The organism is Mariniflexile jejuense (assembly GCF_042675665.1).
In the GTDB taxonomy this organism is placed as follows: domain Bacteria; phylum Bacteroidota; class Bacteroidia; order Flavobacteriales; family Flavobacteriaceae; genus Mariniflexile; species Mariniflexile jejuense.
Map to the genome: position 1 here is coordinate 355,800 of NZ_JBHTJI010000042.1, position 21,799 is coordinate 377,598.

The 21,799-nt window shown below is 33.2% G+C and carries 17 protein-coding genes, 1 tRNA gene and 1 pseudogene; 11 read left to right on the forward strand and 8 right to left on the reverse strand.

What is annotated here, in order from left to right; all coding sequences use genetic code 11:
• Positions 1-91 precede the first annotated feature (91 nt).
• Positions 92-2,278 (reverse strand): glutamine synthetase III family protein, encoded by a 2,187-nt coding sequence (locus tag ACFQ1R_RS14625; protein ID WP_379927021.1) that lies wholly within the window; start codon positions 2,276-2,278, stop codon positions 92-94.
• Positions 2,279-2,536: 258 nt separating this feature from the next.
• Between ACFQ1R_RS14625 and ACFQ1R_RS14630 the strand changes: the two genes are divergently transcribed.
• Positions 2,537-3,559, forward strand: coding sequence for a glutamine synthetase beta-grasp domain-containing protein (locus ACFQ1R_RS14630; protein ID WP_379927022.1), 1,023 nt, complete (start codon positions 2,537-2,539; stop codon positions 3,557-3,559).
• A gap of 73 nt (positions 3,560-3,632) precedes the next feature.
• Here the strand turns inward: ACFQ1R_RS14630 and ACFQ1R_RS14635 are convergent, their stop codons facing one another.
• On the reverse strand, positions 3,633-4,580 hold the full coding sequence (locus ACFQ1R_RS14635) for a calcium/sodium antiporter (RefSeq protein ID WP_379927023.1): 948 nt from the start codon (positions 4,578-4,580) through the stop codon (positions 3,633-3,635).
• Between the two features lie 272 nt (positions 4,581-4,852).
• On the opposite strand from ACFQ1R_RS14635, the gene ACFQ1R_RS14640 reads away from it, so the two are divergent.
• A complete protein-coding gene (locus ACFQ1R_RS14640) occupies positions 4,853-5,212 on the forward strand; it encodes a BlaI/MecI/CopY family transcriptional regulator (protein ID WP_379927024.1) in 360 nt (119 codons plus the stop codon).
• 2 nt (positions 5,213-5,214) lie between these two features.
• On the forward strand, positions 5,215-7,074 hold the full coding sequence (locus tag ACFQ1R_RS14645) for a M56 family metallopeptidase (RefSeq protein ID WP_379927025.1): 1,860 nt from the start codon (positions 5,215-5,217) through the stop codon (positions 7,072-7,074).
• 68 nt (positions 7,075-7,142) lie between these two features.
• On the opposite strand, the gene ACFQ1R_RS14650 is transcribed toward ACFQ1R_RS14645, so the two are convergent.
• Entirely contained in the window at positions 7,143-9,107 is a 1,965-nt protein-coding gene (locus ACFQ1R_RS14650) for an endonuclease (RefSeq protein ID WP_379927026.1), read from the reverse strand.
• Positions 9,108-9,265: 158 nt separating this feature from the next.
• On the opposite strand from ACFQ1R_RS14650, the gene ACFQ1R_RS14655 reads away from it, so the two are divergent.
• The 4 genes from ACFQ1R_RS14655 (at position 9,266) to ACFQ1R_RS14670 (ending at position 16,466) form a co-directional block, all read left to right on the forward strand.
• Entirely contained in the window at positions 9,266-9,418 is a 153-nt protein-coding gene (locus ACFQ1R_RS14655) for an SsrA-binding protein (protein ID WP_379927027.1), read from the forward strand.
• Between the two features lie 451 nt (positions 9,419-9,869).
• Positions 9,870-12,761, forward strand: a complete 2,892-nt coding sequence (locus tag ACFQ1R_RS14660; RefSeq protein ID WP_379927028.1) for a ligand-binding sensor domain-containing protein — start codon at positions 9,870-9,872, stop codon at positions 12,759-12,761.
• A 276-nt stretch (positions 12,762-13,037) separates the two neighbouring features.
• On the forward strand, positions 13,038-13,958 hold the full coding sequence (locus ACFQ1R_RS14665) for a glycoside hydrolase family 43 protein (protein WP_379927029.1): 921 nt from the start codon (positions 13,038-13,040) through the stop codon (positions 13,956-13,958).
• A 99-nt stretch (positions 13,959-14,057) separates the two neighbouring features.
• Positions 14,058-16,466 (forward strand): family 43 glycosylhydrolase, encoded by a 2,409-nt coding sequence (locus ACFQ1R_RS14670; RefSeq protein ID WP_379927030.1) that lies wholly within the window; start codon positions 14,058-14,060, stop codon positions 16,464-16,466.
• A gap of 80 nt (positions 16,467-16,546) precedes the next feature.
• Here the strand turns inward: ACFQ1R_RS14670 and ACFQ1R_RS14675 are convergent.
• A pseudogene (locus tag ACFQ1R_RS14675) lies at positions 16,547-17,752 on the reverse strand (IS3 family transposase).
• A 286-nt stretch (positions 17,753-18,038) separates the two neighbouring features.
• Positions 18,039-18,112: transfer RNA gene (locus tag ACFQ1R_RS14680), tRNA-Arg, on the reverse strand.
• Positions 18,113-18,224: 112 nt separating this feature from the next.
• Between ACFQ1R_RS14680 and ACFQ1R_RS14685 the strand changes: the two genes are divergently transcribed.
• The 4 genes from ACFQ1R_RS14685 to ACFQ1R_RS14700 all read left to right on the forward strand — a co-directional run bounded on the left by ACFQ1R_RS14685 (position 18,225) and on the right by ACFQ1R_RS14700 (position 19,780).
• Positions 18,225-18,782 (forward strand): YeeE/YedE family protein, encoded by a 558-nt coding sequence (locus tag ACFQ1R_RS14685; protein WP_379927031.1) that lies wholly within the window; start codon positions 18,225-18,227, stop codon positions 18,780-18,782.
• Positions 18,783-18,784: 2 nt separating this feature from the next.
• A complete protein-coding gene (locus ACFQ1R_RS14690; RefSeq protein ID WP_379927032.1) occupies positions 18,785-19,198 on the forward strand; it encodes a DUF6691 family protein in 414 nt (137 codons plus the stop codon).
• Positions 19,199-19,307: 109 nt separating this feature from the next.
• Positions 19,308-19,514 (forward strand): YgaP family membrane protein, encoded by a 207-nt coding sequence (locus tag ACFQ1R_RS14695; RefSeq protein WP_379927033.1) that lies wholly within the window; start codon positions 19,308-19,310, stop codon positions 19,512-19,514.
• Positions 19,511-19,780: a heavy-metal-associated domain-containing protein gene (locus ACFQ1R_RS14700; protein WP_379927034.1), complete on the forward strand. Its 270-nt coding sequence runs from the start codon at positions 19,511-19,513 to the stop codon at positions 19,778-19,780. The genes ACFQ1R_RS14695 and ACFQ1R_RS14700 overlap by 4 nt, the downstream gene beginning before the upstream one ends.
• Here ACFQ1R_RS14700 and ACFQ1R_RS14705 read toward each other — a convergent pair.
• From ACFQ1R_RS14705 to tpiA, 3 genes are all read right to left on the reverse strand, one after another.
• Positions 19,777-20,052, reverse strand: a complete 276-nt coding sequence (locus ACFQ1R_RS14705; RefSeq protein WP_379927035.1) for an ATP-dependent Clp protease adaptor ClpS — start codon at positions 20,050-20,052, stop codon at positions 19,777-19,779. The genes ACFQ1R_RS14700 and ACFQ1R_RS14705 overlap by 4 nt on opposite strands.
• A 16-nt stretch (positions 20,053-20,068) precedes the next feature.
• Positions 20,069-20,905 carry a 50S ribosomal protein L11 methyltransferase gene (prmA, locus tag ACFQ1R_RS14710; RefSeq protein WP_379927250.1) on the reverse strand — a complete coding sequence of 279 codons (837 nt, stop codon included), beginning with the start codon at positions 20,903-20,905 and terminating at the stop codon, positions 20,069-20,071.
• A 140-nt stretch (positions 20,906-21,045) separates the two neighbouring features.
• The gene (tpiA, locus tag ACFQ1R_RS14715; RefSeq protein ID WP_379927036.1) at positions 21,046-21,795 is read right to left on the reverse strand and encodes a triose-phosphate isomerase; all 750 of its coding nucleotides are present in this window, start codon (positions 21,793-21,795) and stop codon (positions 21,046-21,048) included.
• Positions 21,796-21,799 lie beyond the last annotated feature (4 nt).

The window sequence follows — 21,799 nt, forward strand, 5'->3', positions numbered from 1 at the left end:
TGGTGCAAAGTTAAGGATTTACGATTAACGATTAACGAATTTTGATTAACGAATTTGAAAAACTCAGACTATGACTATCACTGAAACTTATTTACCTTGTAAAAAGAAGCTCTCTGTATTTTGTTAATGGCCAAATTTCATCATCTACAAGCAACTCCAATTTATCGCAATGCCTTCTAATATCATCAAACAAAGGTTTAACGTTGTTGCAGTATGCAAGTGCCTTTTGTTCTAAATCTTCAATGGTATTTGCTTTTCTACGTGCATCGGTCATTTTAGTTACATTGGCGTTTATACCTTCAATATGACCTGAAATTTCTTCGATTAAGATAATTTGTTCTTGAGAAACCGTTTTGTATTTAGCTTCAAAAATTTCTTTTAAACCTTTAACATTTTCAATTAAAATGTTTTGATATTTAACAGCTGTTGGCACAATGTGATTGCGAGCTATATCTCCTAATACACGTCCTTCAATTTGAATGTGCATTATGTAAGCTTCCATTTCAATTTCGTAACGTGCTTGCGATTCAATTTTACTCATCACATTCATGTCTTCAAACAATGCAATAGATTTTTTTGAAATTTTAGCTTTTAAAGCTTCTGGTGTTGTTTTGTTATTACTCAATCCGCGTTTTTTAGCTTCATCTTCCCAAGCTTTTCCATACCCATTACCTTCAAATAAAATAGCTTTGGTAGATTTTATATATTCTCGCAACACATTAAAAACCGCTTCATCTTTTTTTAAGCCTTTTTTATCAATTAGAAGATCTACTTCCTTTTTAAAATCTATTAATTGTTTTGCTACAATAGTATTTAAAACCGTCATTGGATTTCCGCAATTTGCTAAAGAACCAACAGCTCTAAACTCAAATTTATTACCTGTGAAGGCAAATGGCGAGGTTCTATTTCTATCGGTATTATCAAGTAACACATCTGGAATTTTACCAACTACATTAAGTTTAAGTTCTGTTTTTTCTTCTGGCGACAGTTTCCCTTTGGTTACACCTTCTAGCTCTTCCAAAACCTTGGTTAGTTGCTCGCCAATAAATACGGACATGATAGCTGGTGGCGCTTCGTTTGCACCCAATCTGTGGTCGTTACTTGCAGAAGCTATTGAAGCGCGAAGCAACTCCTCATTTTCGCGCACTGCTTTTATAGTATTAATGAAAAACGTTAAAAACTGAAGGTTGCTCATTGGTGTTTTTCCAGGTGATAATAAATTTACACCTGTATCTGTAGAAAGCGACCAATTATTATGTTTACCAGAACCATTTATACCCGCAAATGGTTTTTCGTGTAATAGCACTTTAAAGTTATGTCGCGATGCAACTCTACCCATAATATCCATTAATAAAGAGTTGTGATCTACAGCTAAATTAGCTTCTTCAAAAATAGGTGCTAATTCAAATTGGTTAGGCGCAACTTCATTATGACGTGTTTTCACCGGAATACCCAAAAGCATACACTCGGTTTCTAATTCTCGCATAAAATTTAATGCTCTATTAGGTATCGAACCAAAGTAATGATCGTCTAATTGTTGTCCTTTTGCAGATGAATGCCCTAGTAACGTTCTACCCGTTAAGGTAATATCTGGTCTACTAGCAGCTAACAACTTATCAATTAAAAAATATTCTTGTTCCCAACCTAAAGACGAGGTTACTTTTTTTACGTTTTTATCAAAATATTTACAAACATCGGTAGCAGCATTATCAACCGCATTTAAAGCCCTTAAAAGTGGTGTTTTATAATCCAACGCTTCACCTGTATACGCTACAAATATGGTTGGTATACAAAGTGTTGTACCATAAATAAATGCTGGCGATGTTGGATCCCAAGCGGTATAACCCCTTGCTTCAAACGTATTTCTAATACCACCACTAGGAAAACTAGATGCATCAGGTTCTTGCTGCACCAATTGGCTACCACCAAACTTTTCAATTGCCATACCATTTCCTATAGTTTCAAAAAAGGCATCGTGTTTTTCAGCAGTTGTTCCTGTTAATGGTTGAAACCAGTGTGTATAATGTGTAACGCCTTTTGATAACGCCCAATCTTTCATGGAAGATGACACTTGATCTGCAATATTTCTGTCAATTTTTTTACCAAATTGAATAGCATTCATAACACCTACAAAAGCATCTTTAGTAAAGTATTGACGCATGGTATTTTCATTAAAAACATTTTTACCAAAAAGATCTGAACGACGTTCTTTTTCCTCAACTAAAATGGGTTTGTTGGTAAATGATTCTTTGATTGCGTGAAATCTTAAAGTGGACATTGGCTGTAGATAGTTAAGTTGTTATTTTTTTTTACAAAAGTAACAATTCTAGGAATAATCTGTTTTATTTTAACATTAGCATTTTTTCAATATTTATATAAAATAATATACTTTTTTTAATATATACCCTAAAAAATTGGGGGATAAATAAAAATATGTTGCGTTTTTATATAATCACCCTAGCAAATACGTAGTGTGTAAATAAAAATATATATTTGTTGGAATATTATTAATTCTTTTATTTATAAAATATTTATTATGGCAAAAATTAAATTAGAATACATTTGGTTAGATGGGTATTTCCCAACTCAAAATATGAGAAGCAAAACCAAAGTTGAAGAGCATGAAAACTTTAAAGGTACGCTTGAAGAAATTGGAAATTGGTCTTTTGATGGGTCTTCTACAAGACAAGCTGAAGGAGGTTCTTCAGATTGTTTATTAGTACCTGTTGCTATTTATCCAGATCCAGAGCGCATAAACGGATGGTTAGTAATGACTGAAGTTATGAATGCTGATGGAACACCTCACGTATCTAATGGTAGAGCTACTATTGATGATTCTGATGATGATTTCTGGTTTGGTTTTGAGCAAGAATATTTTATAATGGATACAGCAACACAATTACCATTAGGTTTCCCTGTTGGTGGTTACCCTGCTCCACAAGGTATGTACTACTGCTCGGTTGGTGGAAAAAACACACACGGTAGAGATTTAGTTGAAGAGCATGCTGATTTATGTATTCAAGCAGGTTTAAACTTTGAAGGTATAAACCAAGAAGTTGCTTGTGGACAATGGGAATTCCAATTATTCGCAAAAGGCGCTAAATTAGCTGGTGATGAATTATGGATTGCTAGATATTTACTTGACAGATTAACTGAAAAATACGGATATTATATTGAATACCACCCAAAACCACTTGGAAAAGATATGGATTGGAATGGTTCTGGTATGCATGCTAACTTCTCTAATTCAACTTTAAGAACTTGTGGAGATAAAGCTACTTACGAAAAAATATGTGAAGCATTCCGTCCTGTTGTAAAAGAGCATATTGCGGTTTATGGTGAGTTTAACGATCAACGTTTAACTGGTAAACATGAAACAGCTTCAATTAACGATTTCTCTTATGGTGTTTCAGATAGAGGTGCTTCTATACGTATTCCATTAATCGCTGTTACTAAAGGCTGGAAAGGCTGGTTAGAAGATAGACGTCCTGCTTCAAATGGTGATCCATACAAAATTGCAGCAAGAATTATCAAAACTGTTAAATCTGCTAAGATTTAACACTACATAATTTGTTCATAATAAAAAAGGGTTTGCAATTTGCAAACCCTTTTTTATTTGTGTTTAAGCAAAACTACTTACCATTTGTGAATAATAACGCCATAAATATGCCATAACAAAAAACTAGCAAAAAACCTTTAGCTCTATTTATCTCAAACTTTTTACCAAAAAATACTAATGGAAATAATATAAATGCAAAACCTAACATCCAAAAAATATCACTTGTTAATATTGTAGGTTCGGTTACAGGAATAGGCTTTATTATGGCTGTTAAACCTAAAACCGAAGCAATATTAAAAATATTAGATCCTATTAAATTACCTAATGAAATGGCTTTTTCTTGTTTTGCAGCAGCAATAACCGATGCTGCCAATTCTGGAACACTTGTACCAATAGCTATTAATGACACACCTATTACAGCTTCGCTTACCCCAATTGAAAGTGCTATGTCTTTTGCACCCATTACCAACCATTCACTACCAAAATACAATGCTGCTGCACCAATAAGTAACCACAAACCAATTTTAAAATTAGAAACAACCGCCAAAGTTTCATCAACTTCTTCAACTACCGTATCTTTTTTGGTGTTTTTTATTAAAATGATTAAAAATACTATGATGCCTAAAAATAGAATAGCGCCTTCAAAAACAGAAAGCATATTATCGTTTTTAAGAAAATAATATAATACTATTGAAAACACCATCATTACTGGCCAATTTAGTTTATAAAAGGCTTTATCTACCGCAATAGTACCAACCATTGCCGTAATGCCTAATACCAAACCTATATTGGCAATGTTTGAGCCTACTACATTGGTAATTGCTATAGCTGGCGAACCTGATAATGCTGCTTGAAGACTTACCAATAATTCGGGTGCAGAAGTTGCGAATGAAACCACCGTCATTCCAATTACCATTTTAGATATGTTAAACTTAAATGATAATGCTACAGATGAACGCACAAGAAACTCACCTCCTATTACCAACAATGCAAATCCTAAAACTACCCAAATAATACTCATATTTATTTTATTTTTTGCGAAGATAAATGAAAGTTAAAGGTTAAAAAGTTAAAAATTAAAAGTTTTTGTTTTAGCTATAAAAGCCTTTGTGTCTTTTTGAACAAAAACTTAAATTTAAGTTAAATAACTAAATACATAGTTGTATAACTATAAAAATAGTTATATGTTTGTTTTGCGTTAGGGGTTGCAGTGAAAAGCCCACAGCGAGGTACGAGCGAGGACTTGTAACGTAAAACCCGACCCTTGTGGTAACGCCCAAAATGATAAAAGAGATGGAAAAATTAACAAACAAAGAAGAAGAAATAATGCACATTTTATGGAAGCTTGAAAAGGCTTTTGTGAAAGATGTGTTGGCTGAAATAACGGATGAAAAACCACACTATAACACACTTTCTACCATTATAAGAAACCTTGAAGAGAAAGCCTACGTAAGTTATAATGCTTACGGAAAAACGCATCAATACTACCCTATTGTGAGTAAGGAAGATTACAAAAAACGGTTTATGACGGCGGCAATTGACAACTATTTTAATAATTCGTACAAAAACGTAGTATCCTTTTTTGCGAAGGAAGAAAAGATAAGTGTTGACGATTTAAAAGAGATAATTGCTTTAATTGAAAACGGAAAATAACCATGGAACATTTACTAAAAACTAGTGTTATTATTGCCATTTTTTATGTGTGCTACAAACTATTTTTACAACGCGAAACTTTTTTTGAGCAGAATAGATGGTTTTTACTAGCTGGTTTAATAACGGCATTTTTATTGCCTTATGTGGTTATTCCTATATATGTTGAAGCAACACCTTTAAACTTAGATAATTTGGTTTTTAATACTACCATTCCTGTTGAAAATATAGAAAAACCATTTAGTATATTAGATTATTTACCAATAATATATGGCATTGGTATTGGTATATTTTTTATAAGGTTTTTAATTCAGTTTGCTTCATTGGGTTTGGTTATTTTTAAAAATAAAGGTGAAAAAGTTGGTGGTTATACTTTTATTAAAACAAGTGATGCTATTTCGCCATTTTCATTTTTTAATTGGATAGTTTATAACCCTAACCAGTTTAGCGATACTGAATTAAACCAAATTATTACACACGAAAAAGTACATGCTAGCCAAAAACACTCATTCGATATTTTATTAACACATATAAGTTGTATTCTGCTTTGGTTTAACCCTTTTGTATGGTTTTACAATAAAGATTTAAAGCAAAATTTAGAATTTATAGCCGATAAAGTTACCGCCAACAAATCGGATTGTAAAAAAAGTTATCAATACACATTACTTAAAACAAGTATGCCATCTCATCAAATGGCTTTAAGTAATCCTTTTTATAATTCATTAATCAAAAAACGAATCGTTATGTTACACAAATCAAAATCAAACAAAATCAATTTAATTAAGTATGCTTTAGTAATACCTGTTTTGGGCTTATTTTTAATGAGCTTTAATACAGAAACAGTTTATGTTAGTAAAAATACAACTCAAGAAACACTGGCTAAAAAAGACATTATTGTAGTAGTTATTACTAAAATTTTTAGCGAAAACGACTTTGATAAACTAAAAACAAAACTCGAAACAGAAGGTTATACTGCTAAATTTAAAGGCATTAAAAGAAATTCTGAAAATGAAATTATTGCTATCAAGATTGAAGTAACCTCAAAAACATCCAATGCTAATTTTAATTTAGATGGCGATGAAGCAATAAGCCCTATTAAAATAGCTATTGAAGATGGCGAAATTTCTATAAGCAATAGCAGTTCTTCAAAAGAAAAACATGTCGTTTTTATAACCAAAGATGGGGAAACACATACTATGAATAATTCTAATTCTGAAAGTAATGTGCTAATTTTTAAATCAGGTGATAGTGATATTACTTCTGAAGAAAAAATTATTATAAAAAATGGCGATACTCTTCATGTTGAAAAAAGCTTAAACAAAAAGGCTGTAATTCTTGATATAGATGATGAAGGTAAAAAAGTACATAAAGTTGTAAAAATTAGAAATAATGCAACTAATAATAATGCTTCATGGATATCATCGGATAAAGAAGATGAAAAAGTAGTTTTTAGCAGTAAAACTGGCTCTAAAGTAAAAATAATTTCAACCGACGAGAAAGCTCCTCTAATTATACTTGATGGTAAAGAAATTGATAATGATGAAATGAATAGCATAAACCCAAATACAATTGAAAAAGTTGATGTTTTAAAAGGTGAAAATGCTATAAGAATACATGGTGATAAAGGGAAAAATGGTGTTATTTTAATTACTTCTAAAAATGATTCATCAAAATATACTGTTAAATTAAGTGGTGAAGCATTATACAAAATAGATGGAAAAGAAGTTAAAAAAGAAGATGTTGATAAGCTAAACCCAGACGATATTGCATCTATAAATGTTTTAAAAGATGAAACTGCTACCAAAAATTACGGTGAAAAAGGTAAAAACGGTGTTATAGAAATAACAACTAAAAAGAAAATGTAACCTATTTTTTATAAAACTAAAAACCCAAACATAACTTTTATGTTTGGGCTTTTTTTATGAATTAATTTTTAATTAATTACAATTTTTTCTGTTTTTGTATTGCCTTCATAATTTACCCGAAGCAAATACAAACCACTTGACACATTCAAATTTATTTCAGAATTTTCATTCAATAAAAAGCTCTTAATTTTTCTACCTTCAATAGTAAATACTTCTAAAGTAGCTTTATTATTAAGTCCGTTTACAAAAATTTTACCTGTTGTTGGGTTAGGAAAAACTTTAATTGCCAGCATGCTATTCTGCTGTGTTGTTAATGGTTGGTTCCAAATTTGCCCTACCATGTTTCCCCATAAATATTCAACCAAATCTGGGTAATCAATAAACGGGTTTCTATTAAATTGCCAAGTGTAAACAATGTTATTTCTGTTCATTTCAAAATCGTCTGGCGGATCATTTCTATGCCAATTTAAAAGTGTTGCCAAATCGCCAAATTGCCCAACAGTAGTTTCTGGGTAACCGTTAACAACATCTAAACCATTATAACGTACTGCCATATAAAAAATGCTTCTCGCAACATCACCTTTAAACTTACCTAAAGTACCTGATGGTCCATTATATTGCCCATAAAACAAGTTACCTCTACTACTATTTTCTGGTCCATCTGCAGCTCGCAATGCATGTGCATCAGAATTTCCATGACGTAGAGAATCTTTAGTAGTATTCCAAAATATATCTTTTCCGTTAGCAGTATCATCAGCTTTTATACTATTAAAACCACCTCTAGAACGCGGAAACGTATGTTCTCTATTCCATTTACCTATATTACTAGAAGTTATTTGGTAATCAAGCTTTGCACGTCCAATTTCTTTATACACTAACCAAACCTGATTGCTATTTGCAGGGTTTTGGTCGGCTTCTTTTAAAATATCGATAATATCTGCATAGGTTTGCGCCCTAACAACACCTTCTTCTGCTATAATATCTTGCATAGCTTGTTTTAACGACGCATTTGATTTTGCATCAAGACTGTTATAATAACCAACAGGTTGTGTGCTATTTACATTGCCGTAGGTTGGATTTATTGGTGTTCCAAAAGGTGCAATTTGAAAATCATTATCAACAACTCTAATCTTTAAATTATTATTTAATGAATAATTTGGTGATACTAAACCCGTTAATTTGATTAGCATTTCCTCATCACCTTCATCAAAAGTATCGTCAACTAAAGTAATGGTAGTTGATGCTGTTTTTGTACCGTTAGGAATGGTTATTGAAGTGTTTCCTGTAAAATCGGATGTATTAAACGTTCCGTTATTGAGTGTTAATGTAAAATTTAAATCTGTTGTTACATTTTGTTCTGAAGTGAAATTAATATCAAACGCATCACCCTCATCATAACTTGTTTGAGCAATTGTTATTGAAATTCCGTTTAAAACAACACCGCTACCATCATTTAATTGTCTTGGGGTTGGTGGTTTTACAGTATAAGTGCCGTCGTTATTTCTTTGAATTGAGTTTGTATTATTGGTTGTTCCTTCAGTAATAATTTGAATACTTGGGTTGAATGCTGAAAAAATAGGAACAAATTCTGTACCATCCGATTGTGTGGTTCTGTAAATTAAAACATCAACAAGTGTATCATCAACATGAGCTTTTACAGGTTCTTCAAAATCTAAATCATCTGCTCTATAAATTGCTATAGCATCAACGCCATTTTGTATAATATTTGAAGGTATAATATATTGAGGAAATGGTGATACATTAACACTTCCAATTAATAATATACCGTTAATATCGGTTTCATAACCATCTAAATCTAATGCCAAATAACTAGTATGCTGACCGTTGGTTGAACCATTGAAAAATACTAAAACATATCCATCTAAAGGAAAATTTGGTGTTTCAGATAATAGTTCAACAAATTCTAAATCATCTGTTCCAGCCGTATCACAATCTAATTCGTTAATAACAATTTGACTGGAAACTATTTGAAAGACTAAAAAGAACAGACATAAAATTGTATTTTTCCTCATAAAAACTACATTTTTTACAAATGTACCGTTCTCAAATTGTTTTTGCTGTTATTAGCTAAAACTTTAACGAAACTTAATATTGAGGTTGCACATTATCGATAAAATGGCGCATAAACTTATTAAAACACCGTTTAAACTAAGTTTATTACTTTTGTATAATGAAAAAACAATTTTTTAAATTTTTAGCAAAACTGAATAAAATTATGCTTCCAAGTTATTCTAAACAACAGTTAGATTTAACAAAAGCAAGCAAACTACAAATGGCCATTATTGGTTGGAGATGGCTTGTTACAAAAAATGCTTTAGACTAATTTAGTGTATAAAAAAAGACTTTCAATTGCTTGAAAGTCTTTTTTGTTTTTGTGACCTCGACTGAGGTCTGTTCCAAAAAATTCTATATTTTCTTAATAAGAACTGTTTTATGAAAGGCCATTCTACTTTGCCCCGTCCTGAATAAAGGCTACATAATTTTAAACATTATTTATAAAACGATACGACACAGAAAGTTGATTGAAATAATAATAAAAAACGGACGGACTGGATTAGTGCTCCGTTGATAGGGCGGTGCAGTTTGAAAGGAATTTATTTTGTTTTTTCTCCCCCAGCGCAAAGACAAAGAAACTTCACCGCACAAAACAGCACATTTGCAAACCCCACTAGCCAACTCGCAAACCAAAGTTTGCAAAAGAACTGTTTTTTCCAACACGACATAGTCAACTGGTTTTTTATTAATTTGGGCTTTTTTATTTTTATGCACTTGTGATGACTAGGACTAAACTTCAAATATTACTTATATGCTGTCTTTTTTCAAGCATTTCTTCTATCGCTCAATCGTTAGTAAATACTGAATACAAAAACACAAAGCAACTACCAGTTGCACAGATATTTCGAACTTTTCAGGATTCCGAGGGTTTTTTGTGGTATGGAACTCAGGGAGGTGGATTGTGTAGGGATGATGGTTATTCTGTCAAAATTTTCCGTTCGGATTGTAATACACCTGATTTATTAAAAAGCAATTGGATTACTTGTATTTCAGAAGATTTACATCATAAAATCTGGTTTGGCACAAAACGAGGTTTATATGTTTTAGATAAAACCACCTATGAAATTCATCAAATAAAAGACCCTGACATTCAAAACTGGAGTATTGATGCTTTATGGGCATCTACAGAAGGTAATATATGGGTATCAACAGCAGATTTGGTCATTAAATATGATTTATTTGAGCAAAAACTAGACACATACCATTCATTGTGGAAAGGTGAATCAAAAAGTGTTTCTCAAATTTATGAAGACCGTGATAAGAATATTTGGACTGTTCAATGGAACGGTGGGATACATAAATATAATCCAGCAACAAATGAATTTATTCCAATTCCATGGGAATTTGAAGAAAGCCCAACGAGTATAATTCAAGATACCGACTTAAAGAAATATTGGATTTCAACATGGGGGCAAGGTATAGTAGAGTTTAATCCCAATATTACAGGACAGACATGTTTTACGTTACACAATTCCACAAAGGGAAGTCGGGATGATTCAAAAAGATATATTTTAAATTTAACAACAGACACTGTTTTAAATTACATTTGGGCAGCTACTGTAGATAACATTTATGCATACAGCAAGAGTCAAGACCGCCAATTAACCAATATTAATATTGACAAGTACTTACCCTCAGGTAAGTTATTAGTGAACCAAATAATAACTGACAAACAAGGGAATATAAAAATATCAACCGATTATCCTCATTCTTTCACTCTATCGTTTAGACAAAAAAACTTTCTGGCAGAAAGCATTAACCAAGATGTAAACACTTTTGGCTTACCAATTGCTCCTGTCGTTTTTTCTAACAGCAAAAATAATTATTGGTTTTGGCAAAAACGCCAAGGACTCTTTCTTTATAACACAAAAATTGGCAAACTAATATCACTATCTGGATTACCAGGGCTGAATGGTAGAAAGAAATCCATCCTTATAAAAAAGGCAACGGATGATGATGGCATATACACTGTATTAGATGATACAGTTGTCGTAAAACTTCATCCATCAGGAGCAGGTAACGTAACATTGGAAAATGTTATCGAAATTCCTTCTTCAGAACGGATTCATAGCCTCTATCAAGACCAAAAACATAACTTATTGATTGGGACACAAAACACCCTGTTTTATTACAACTTTGCCATCCGAAAATTAACAAAGAGTTCTATAAACGTTGGTGTTATTAATGACATAACAACAAGCAATGGATTAGTATTCTTAGCAACAGAACAATCAGGATTGTGCATGATTGATACAACCGGTAGCATTCATGAAATTGTTATGGACAAAAATTTTTCGTCAATTGCAAATGCTTCCAATCGGCTTATATGTTCTGGAACTGAGCAAGGCGAAGTGTTTTTCTATGATGTTTTAAATAATAAAATATCACAGATAAAGGAACTTTTAGGCTTAAACGGTGATGCAATCATTGATTTAGAAGTTGACAGCTCAGGTTTAATATGGATTTTAACCAACCAAAAAGTTATTATTTACAATCCTGAACAAAAAACAACAAATTCCTATTACAGTTCTGAAGCTGATATTTCAATGAATAATTTTTATTCATTAGGCAAAGATGCAAAAGGTCAGATTATTATTGGCGGCATGGGTGGTTTTCGTCGTTTTGTATCACATAGTAGTTTGAAAAATGAATCAAAAACACAACACGTAAAGCTTACTTCATATTCAATTAATGGGAATCATAAACTAGTTGGAATTGAAAATAATAGAATAGAATTACAACCGAATGAACTAAATTTAGTACTAAATTTTTCCACATTTGACCATCTTTATACTGGGAAAATACGTTTCGCTTACCGTTTTAAAAATCAACACAGTAATTGGCAATACTTGCCTGATGGCATTAATAGCTTGTCATTAACCGGACTCTCGAAAGGATTATATCAGTTGGAGGTAAAAGCAACAAATGCAACAGGTCAGTGGAGCAACAAAACATCATTTTTTACATTAAAAGTTTTACCATACTGGTACGAATCAATTATAGCTTATATCGTTTATTTGCTACTGCTAATTGCATTCATCGCATTATCCATTCATATCTACTTAAACCGTAATAAGCAAAAGTTAGCCAATGAGCAAATTCGAAATAGTGCTTTAGATTTAAGAGATTGGTTGTATCAATTATCTGGTGAAATGGTTTCATCTGAATCTTCAGAACCTAATTTAAAATCTTTGCTTTTAGATATCAAAAAACAGCTTCAGAATCAAAAAACAGATAATAAGGGTAATGAGCAACAAGCCTCCACTTCTAATCTTTCAGCCTCCGATGAAAAATTCATCCAAAAAGCACTTCATTTTGTTGAGTCGAATATCGATTCTACTAACTATTCGGTAGAACAGTTAAGCAAAGATTTAGGAATGGACAGGACAGGCTTATACCGGAAACTTATAAGTATTATTGGTAAATCTCCTACCGACCTTATTAAATCCACTCGATTAAAACGTGCGAAAAAACTATTGAAAGAAGGTTATACAGTATCAGAAACAGCCGACTTGGTAGGATTTGGCACTGCCAGCTATTTTAGCAAATGCTTTAAAGATGAATTTGGGGTAAAACCTTCGAGATATATTGACAACCAAAACAATACATAAAGCATATAACAAATCAAAATCAACCATTTTACAGTTTTTTTCAACCATTTTACACGACTAGCGAGTCTACATTATATTGTTTTGTAATCGATATTATTAACAATATAAAACTTGGAAAAAGCAATGCAAAAAAGAGTTTGTTTTTTAATGATGACCGCAATAGTTTTATTCTTTCAATGGAGCTGTTCGCATAAATCATCTAAGAAAGAGCTATCCGAAAATGAGATGAAAGCCTACTTGCTGGTTTACTTTAAGGATAGCGACCATGCTTTACATATGGCACTCAGTTCTGATGGGTATTCATTTACCGATATAAATAATGGCAATCCGGTTATATCCGGAGATACTATTTCTATGCAAAAAGGTATTCGTGACCCACATATTATGCGAGGTCCCGATAACCTATTTTACATGACAATGACCGACCTGCATATTTATGCCCATCGGGAAGGATTGCGAAATACAGAGTGGGAGCGCCCCAGAAACGAGTTTGGTTGGGGTAATAACAGGGGATTTGTTCTAATGAAATCTACTGATTTAATTAATTGGTCGCACACCACAGCTGCAATCGATGAAACCTTTGCTGGTTATGATTCTATCGGTTGTGCCTGGGCTCCTCAAACAATTTGGGATGATAAAGAAGGGAAACCAATGTTGTATTATAGCATGCGCTTTTATGACGGAACAATTCGTTTGTTTTTTAGCTATACAAATATTGAGTTTTCAAAATTGGAGACAGAACCTAAACTTCTTTTTCAATATCCCAAAGACCAGACATACATTGATGGAGATATTACCAAAGCAAACGATAAATTTCATCTTTTCTATGTAGCCCATGATGGCACACCGGGCATTAAACAGGCTGTTTCTTCATCCATTAACGAGGGGTATTCATATGATTCTGTTTGGTATGATTCAGAAGCAGTAAAATGCGAAGCACCTAATATTTGGAAACGTATTGGTGAAGATAAATGGGTACTAATGTACGATATCTATGGATTAAAGCCTGCCAATTTTGGATTCAGAGAAACCTCCGATTTCAAAATATTCACCGATTTAGGACGCTTCAACGAAGGTGTTATGAAAGCAACCAATTTTCAAATACCCAAACATGGCACCGTAATACAACTTACTAAAAAAGAAGCTGAGAAGTTGGCCAAATACTGGCAATTAGAAATGACATTTGATAAACTTTAAAAGATTGGAATTATGAAACGAGCTATAAACGCACCTTTTCTTACAAATGATAATGACGACTGGCGAGTTCCATATGGCAATTAAAAACATTTTAGATATATGAAAAACATATTAATCATACTATTATTATTAGTGTTTAAGACAGGACTTATTCTTGCACAAAACTATCCACAGGTAATCCTTCGTGGCGATTACCCCGACCCAACTATTATCCGTGATGGAAGCGATTATTATATGACGCACTCAAGTTTTGTTTACAATCCGGGATTCCTGATTTGGCATTCAACGGACTTAATTAACTGGGAACCAATAGCCAGAACTATGACAATAATTAAAGGTTCGGCATATGCTCCCGATTTGGTAAAATACAATGGAAAGTATTACATCTATTATCCATCTGCCGGTACAAATTGGGTTATCTGGGCAGATGATATCAGAGGCCCTTGGAGTAATCCCATTGATTTAAAAGTGGAAAGAATTGACCCCGGACATGTTGTCGATAAAAAAGGGAACCGATTTTTACATTTAAGCAAAGGTATTGTTGTACCATTAACAAAAGATGGACTTGCTACTAAAGGTGACGTTACCCAAACGTATGATGGATGGGAATATCCCAAAGAATGGGCAACAGAGTGTTTTTGTCTTGAATCACCCAAATTAAATTATAAGGATGGTTATTATTACCTTACCAGTGCCCAAGGTGGAACGGCTGGTCCGGCAACCAGCCATATGGTTGTGTCAGCTCGCTCTAAAACACCTGTCGGTCCTTGGGAGAATTCTCCTTACAACCCCATTGTGCATACATGGTCGGCATCTGAAAAGTGGTGGTCAAAGGGTCATGGTACTCTCATTGATGATACTGCTGGTAACTGGTGGATTGTTTATCATGCATATGAAAACGGGGCTTATACATTAGGTCGTCAGACATTAATAGACCCTATAAAGTGGACAGATGACGGATGGTATAAGTTAGACGAAAACCGGAAATCTCTTCCATCAAAAAATCCTCAAATAGGTATGAAACTTTCCGATTCTTTCTCAACGAATAAACTTGACATTCAGTGGACAACATGGGGTGGTTATAATGACGATGATATCTCGTTTTCCAATAGCAGCCTGTTTTTAAAAGGGAAAGGTGATACTCCGGGATATGGTCGTAAACTGCTCATAACTATACCTGACAAAAATTACCAAATAGAAAGTGAAATCACGCTAAATGAAGGTGGTTCTGGAGGTTTAATTTTATTTTATCGTGAAAATGCTTTTGCCAGTATTACCTCTAATGGGGAGTCTTTTACAATAAACGATAGGAATAAAGAAGTTGAAAACATAGTTTCTGAATTTGGCGACCATTTTTTTCTAAGAATTATTAACCAAGCCGATTTGTGTACCATTCAGGCAAGTAAAGATGGAAAAATATGGAAAACATTAAAGGAACATCTTGATGTTTCAGGTCTGCACCATAATAATTATAGAGGATTTTATGCTTTAAGAGCTGGTTTAGTAGCAACACACAATGCAAAAGTAGAGTTCAAATATTTTAATTATACTGCCGGTAAATTAGCTCCAAAGCCAGTATTTCGTGACCCAGTTTACGATGGTGCTGCTGACCCGGTTGTAATTTGGAATCCATTGGTTCGCAAGTGGTGGATGTTTTACACCAATCGTAGGGCTACTGAAACTGAATTGCCAGGTTATAGTTGGGTGTTTAAGACACCTATCGGGATTGCAGAATCTGCCGATGGTGCCAATTGGGATTACGTAGGAATTGCGAATTTTCCAAATCTTCCACCAGAAGCAGGTGGCGATAGTGCAACATTATGGGCACCGGATGTTATTTACGGTGAAGATGGTAATTGGCACATGTTTTTAAGTATTCAAGCTGGTATTGCCGAACATTGGGGTAAAGTACCAGGGTATATCGACCACCTAACAAGCTATAACCTTCGGGATTGGCAATATAAAAAACGCTTCAATCTTCCGGTTGGTAGCTACGATGCCGATGTAATTAAAATGCCTGACGGTAAATGGCGTATGTATTTCAAAGACCCTTCTAACCATTCATCAACCTTCTATTATCTTGAAAGTACCGATTTAAACAACTGGTCAGACCCTATAAAAGTGATGTCAACCAAAGGTGAAGGGCCAGCCGTTTTTTATTGGAAAGATTATTACTGGATGATAATTTGTGACGGAATGGGTTTCAAAACATTTCGATCAAAAGATGCTACCGAATGGGAATATCAACCAGGAGGCCCTTTAATGCCCGAAGGTTCTGGAACTGGTGCAGACGATGTTGCAACCGCACGCCATGGTGATGTTGTTATTAGCAATGGTAGAGCATATTTTTATTATTTTACCCATCCCGGTCAGGTTGGAGAAAACAGAAAAAAAGATGGATTTGACCAACGTCGCTCATCCATACATGTTGTTGAATTCAAATTACAAAATGGATGGATAATAGCAAATCGAGATGAACCAACTTTTATTCAATTGGAAAATCCTTAATAAAGATTGCCACGTCTATTTGTAAGCACATTGGCAAGTCTAGACTTGATACAAAAAAATTGGACAATTAATTGCGAGATTTAAGATGCTAGATTTTGGTTATACATTTCCATTTCAAATTCGTTAATAGTTTTATACCCTATAGTTGAGTGTATTCTTCTTTTGTTGTACCAAGTTTCTATCCAAGAAAAGATGGATAGTTCTGCTAATTATATTTATGTAGGTACACTCATTCAGTTTTTAAGCTCTTAAAAAAAGATTCTGCTACGGCATTGTCCCAACAGTTCCCCTTTCTACTCATGCTTTGTATTACTAATCCATTATAGTTTTTGATAATATCAGTAAACAAATAGCTGGCATACTGAGAACCTCTATCGAAATGGAAGATAAGTTCTTCCGTAATTACATTGGATTTTACTGCCATATTCCATGCATCTAATATAGTATCCTGCGTTGTTAAATTATCTCTCTTAGACCAGCCTATTACCTTTCGGTTATATAAATCAATAATTACCGTTAAATACATCCAGTCTTACTTGGTTTCAATATAAGTGATCTCGGATACCCAAACTTGATTTACTCTAGATACTTTAAAATTTTGATTTAAGATATTATCGGGAATACGATATTAGTGGTTACTATCTGTTGTTGTTCTAAACTTGTGTTTCCTTCTGGCAAATAAACCATATACCTTTATAAGTTTCTCCACACGTGGTTTGGAAACATAATATCCTAGTTTTTCCAATGCTTTTTTTATACTTTTCGCACCATAACTTTCATAGCTATCTTTAAAAATAGTTTAATCAACTCAGACAATTTTTGATTATACAGCCAAAACTTTGAGAGCTTAGCTTTTAACCAATTATAATAACTACTGGAATTAACTTTTTAAACTTTACACATTTTCTCGACTGAAAACTTAAATTTATGATGTTTTATAAACCTCAATTTTTCTTGTCGCCCTTAGAGATTTGATATTAAAAGGAGAAAACACTGTTTTCGGGTATTTGGCTCACCACCTTTTTTAATATCTCATATTCCTCCGATATATCCTTTAATTGTTTCTTTAATAGGGCGCTATTTCTTTTTGTCCATATGTTAATTTTGGAACGCCTCTACCTGGAAAACTGTTCTTACCATAATCTTGGGATTCACGTCGCCAACGATGTAATAGGAGTAAGTAATGTCAATTCTTCACAAACTTATTTAACATGACCTCGGGTATAGCTTAATTCTACTGCCTTTAGCTTAAATGATGCTCTATAATTTCTGTTTCTTTTTTTCATAATTCAAAGTTTATTTATGTAACTCTAAATCTCACAACTTTTTGTTCAGTACAATATAGTAACTCCAAACCAAAAAACGCTCGAAATTACTCCAGTTAAATAAAATTAAGGTTTGCAGAAATGTGAGCCTTTTTTTAACTCATATATTTAGTGAGTAAAGCCACAGATAAACCACTATAAATAATGCGAGCCTAAAAATAGGCTAATTCTTAAAAAGTGGGCAAATTGTGGGCAAATGATAAAAACAAAAAGGGCTTCAATCTCTTGAAACCCTTGTAAACATTAGTGACCTCGACTGGATTCAAACCAGTAACCTCTTGAGCCGTAATCAAGTGCGCTATTCAGTTGCGCCACGAGGCCATTTTTGTGGGTGCAAATATAGTATTTTTATTAAAACTTCACCAATTTTTTTTAAAATTTGTAATTCATTACTTTTACAACCTCTAAGCTAATTATTTACACATAAATAAGCATGAATTATCTTTTAAATCCATGGCCATGGTATGTTTCTGGACCACTAATCACGCTTGTTATGGCGTTATTACTTTATTATGGTAAAACTTTCGGAATGTCTTCAAATTTAAGAACTATGTGTACCATAGCAGGAGCTGGTAAAGTTTCCGATTTTTTTAAATTTAACTGGAAAGAAAACTCTTGGAATTTAGTTGTAGTGGTTGGTGCTATTCTGGGTGGCTTTATTGGTAGTCATTACTTATCAAATGATAGTGTTACAAACTTGAACCCTAAAACCGTTGAAGAAATTAAAAACCTAGGCTTTAATAATATAGGTGCACATTTAGTGCCAACAGAAATCTATAACTGGGAAGTTGTTTTTTCTATAAAAGGCTTATTAATATTACTAGTTGGTGGATTTCTAGTTGGGTTTGGAACGCGTTATGCTGATGGTTGTACTTCCGGACATGCCATTAGCGGACTTAGTAGCCTACAAAAACCATCGTTAATGGCCGTTATTGGTTTTTTTCTTGGTGGATTACTAATGACTAACTTTATTTTACCTCTCATTTTTTAACTATGAAATATTTAAAATTTTTACTAGTTGGTATTTTTTTCGGAATAATCTTAGTGAAATCTGAAGCAGTTTCTTGGTATCGTATTTACGAAATGTTTCGATTTCAATCGTTTCATATGTACGGCATTATAGGAACTGCTATTATAACTGGAATTATATTTCTTCAAATTTCAAAAAGAGGCATCATAAAAGGCTTTGAAGGTGCCGAAATATTTGTTCCTAAAAAAGAAAATGGCTTTGTTCGTTACATTATAGGTGGCACTATTTTTGGGCTTGGTTGGGCGTTAATAGGCGCTTGCCCTGGTCCGTTATATATATTATTAGGCACTGGCGTTTTTAGTATGCTTATCGTTATTGCAGCCGCTATGTTAGGAACGTTTGTTTATGGTATTTTAAGAAAAAAACTTCCTCATTAATTGATTTCCATAGAACTTAATTTTACGAATGTGACAAAAGTCACAAAACAACATATTTTGATTTTGTAATTTTGAAATTACAGATTGTTTAAACTAAAAATTGGGTTTTATGAAAAAAAACATGGGTTCTACCGATAAAGGTATTCGAGTAATTATTGCAGTAGTTTTAGCATTATTATATTATTTTAATATAGTTGAAGGTACTTTTGCCTATATACTTATGGCATTCGCTATTGTGTTTTTACTAACTAGTTTTATTAGCTTTTGTCCACTTTATGCACCTTTTGGAATAAATACTTGCAAAACAAAAAAATGAATACAATACTAGTAATTCAAAATTTAAAATGCCATGGTTGTGCTAATACCATAACTAATAAATTATCAAATTTAGAAGGCATTAGTGATATTGTAGTAAATAATGAAACCGATAGTGTTTCCTTTAATTATGAAAATGAAGCATGCTTATTAGAAGCAAAAACATTACTTCATAATTTAGGATATCCTGTAAATGGCGAAAAAAATGCTTTAACTACCAAAGCAAAATCGTTTGTTAGTTGTGCCATTGGAAGAATGAATGGTTAAACTATTTCAGCACTTAAACCTGCTTCTAGTAACATACTGCAACGTGGTTTTAAGTCGTCTAGCAAACCTGTTTTAACAGTACATTTTCCTTTGTAATGCACAAGTAAAGCACATTGTTCAGCTTGTTCTGCTGTATGCTCGCATGCATAGATAAGTGTATTTATAACATGGTCGAAGGTGTTAATATCATCATTATGTAACACAATTTCATTTTGAGTAAGTACTTCTTCTTGAAGTAGTACTTCTTCAGATGTTTTTTCTCTAGTACTCATTTGCAAAAGTTTTTTACTAATTTAAAAATTTTAAAGCAACCCAATGGTTTCTTTCCAATTTTTCATCAAATTTTAACAAATACTTTTCGCACACGTCTTGTATAACAGGAATATCATCGTTGTAAAATCCGCTTAAAAACAAAAGTCCTTTTTGGTTTAAACAAGACACATAAGTTTCCATATCGTTTAGCAAAATATTACGATTAATGTTTGCTATAATAATATCATATTTTCTACCAGACAAAACACTGGCATCACCTTCAATAACTGTTATGTTTTTGCAATTATTGCGTTCTACATTTTCAATACTGTTTAAATAGCACCAGTTATCATAATCTACAGCATCAATAGGTTTTGCGCCTTTCATTTCTGCTAAAATGGCTAAAACACCTGTACCACAACCCATATCTAAAACCGATTTATTTGTGAAATCATTTTTTAGAATATGTTGAATCATCATGTGAGTGGTTTCATGATGCCCAGTACCAAAACTCATTTTTGGTTCGATGATGATATCGTATTGGGTATTTGGTTTTTCATGAAATGACGCGCGCACCGAACATACATCATCAACAATTATAGGATTGAAATTCTTTTCCCATTCTTCGTTCCAGTTGGTTTGTTCTATTTCGTTGAACTCATATGCTATTTTGAATTCTTCGGAATTTAGAATTTGAACATCATCAAGTAGCGATTCATTCCATTCGTCTTTTTGAATGTATGCTGTCACGCCTTCTTCGGTTTCCACAAAGCTTTCAAAACCTGCATAACCGAGTTCTGCTATAAGAATTTCAACGCCTGGTTGTAATGGTGTTACTTTAAATTCGTAACCTATATAAATGATGTTTGACATGGTAACTATGAAATTATAATTGTAATCGCCATTCATAAGTGCGTTAGCGATAGAAACGGCATCCTTTTTGGCACCCTAAAGTGCCAAAAAGATACAGTGTATAGCGCGACCCTTGTGGTAACGCCAAAAAAATTATGTTATTAAAATGCGTTTACAATCGCAAAAAAGTCGTCTGCATTAAGTGCTGCACCTCCAATTAAACCACCATCTACATCTGGTTTTCCAAAAATTTCCTGTGCATTGTTTGGTTTAACGCTACCACCGTATAAAATGGATACGCTGTTTGCTACATCGGCACCGTATTTATTGCTTAGGGTTTTGCGGATGAAGGCGTGCATATCTTGCGCTTGCTCTGGACTTGCGGTTTCGCCAGTTCCAATGGCCCAAACAGGTTCGTAAGCCAACACAATGTTTTTAAAGGCTGAAGCTTCTAAATGAAACAAGGCGTTTTTTATTTGGCTTTCTACTACGGCTTCGTGGTTTCCAGATTTTCTATCGGCCAACACTTCTCCAAAACAGAAGATAACACGTAATTCGTTTGCCAAAGCTGCATCTACTTTTTTAGCTAAAATTTGATCGGTTTCACCAAAATATTCACGACGCTCGCTGTGTCCCAATATAACGGTTTCAACACCCACACTTTTAAGCATACTTGCACTGATTTCGCCTGTGTAAGCGCCATTGGCAGCAAAGTGCATATTTTGTGCTATTACTTCAATTTTGCTATCCTTTAATGCTTGGTATGCTTGAAATAAATTTGTAAATGTTGGCGCAATCATTACTTCTGCATTAGATGTTTTTGTTTGCGATTTTAAAGATGTAATTAATGATTCAGTTTGTGCTAAATCGTTATTCATTTTCCAGTTTCCGGCTACTATTTGTTTTCTCATTTTT

Coding starts and splice junctions, on each gene's coding strand:
- ACFQ1R_RS14700 (WP_379927034.1), top strand. CDS start 19,511: ATGAATACAATACTAGTAATTCAAAATTTAAAATGCCATGGTTGTGCT.
- ACFQ1R_RS14640 (WP_379927024.1), top strand. CDS start 4,853: ATGGAAAAATTAACAAACAAAGAAGAAGAAATAATGCACATTTTATGG.
- tpiA (WP_379927036.1), bottom strand. CDS start 21,795: ATGAGAAAACAAATAGTAGCCGGAAACTGGAAAATGAATAACGATTTA.
- ACFQ1R_RS14635 (WP_379927023.1), bottom strand. CDS start 4,580: ATGAGTATTATTTGGGTAGTTTTAGGATTTGCATTGTTGGTAATAGGA.
- ACFQ1R_RS14695 (WP_379927033.1), top strand. CDS start 19,308: ATGAAAAAAAACATGGGTTCTACCGATAAAGGTATTCGAGTAATTATT.
- ACFQ1R_RS14645 (WP_379927025.1), top strand. CDS start 5,215: ATGGAACATTTACTAAAAACTAGTGTTATTATTGCCATTTTTTATGTG.
- ACFQ1R_RS14685 (WP_379927031.1), top strand. CDS start 18,225: ATGAATTATCTTTTAAATCCATGGCCATGGTATGTTTCTGGACCACTA.
- ACFQ1R_RS14625 (WP_379927021.1), bottom strand. CDS start 2,278: ATGTCCACTTTAAGATTTCACGCAATCAAAGAATCATTTACCAACAAA.
- ACFQ1R_RS14630 (WP_379927022.1), top strand. CDS start 2,537: ATGGCAAAAATTAAATTAGAATACATTTGGTTAGATGGGTATTTCCCA.
- ACFQ1R_RS14655 (WP_379927027.1), top strand. CDS start 9,266: ATGAAAAAACAATTTTTTAAATTTTTAGCAAAACTGAATAAAATTATG.
- ACFQ1R_RS14670 (WP_379927030.1), top strand. CDS start 14,058: ATGAAAAACATATTAATCATACTATTATTATTAGTGTTTAAGACAGGA.
- ACFQ1R_RS14665 (WP_379927029.1), top strand. CDS start 13,038: ATGGCACTCAGTTCTGATGGGTATTCATTTACCGATATAAATAATGGC.
- ACFQ1R_RS14705 (WP_379927035.1), bottom strand. CDS start 20,052: ATGAGTACTAGAGAAAAAACATCTGAAGAAGTACTACTTCAAGAAGAA.
- ACFQ1R_RS14660 (WP_379927028.1), top strand. CDS start 9,870: ATGACTAGGACTAAACTTCAAATATTACTTATATGCTGTCTTTTTTCA.
- prmA (WP_379927250.1), bottom strand. CDS start 20,905: ATGTCAAACATCATTTATATAGGTTACGAATTTAAAGTAACACCATTA.
- ACFQ1R_RS14690 (WP_379927032.1), top strand. CDS start 18,785: ATGAAATATTTAAAATTTTTACTAGTTGGTATTTTTTTCGGAATAATC.
- ACFQ1R_RS14650 (WP_379927026.1), bottom strand. CDS start 9,107: ATGAGGAAAAATACAATTTTATGTCTGTTCTTTTTAGTCTTTCAAATA.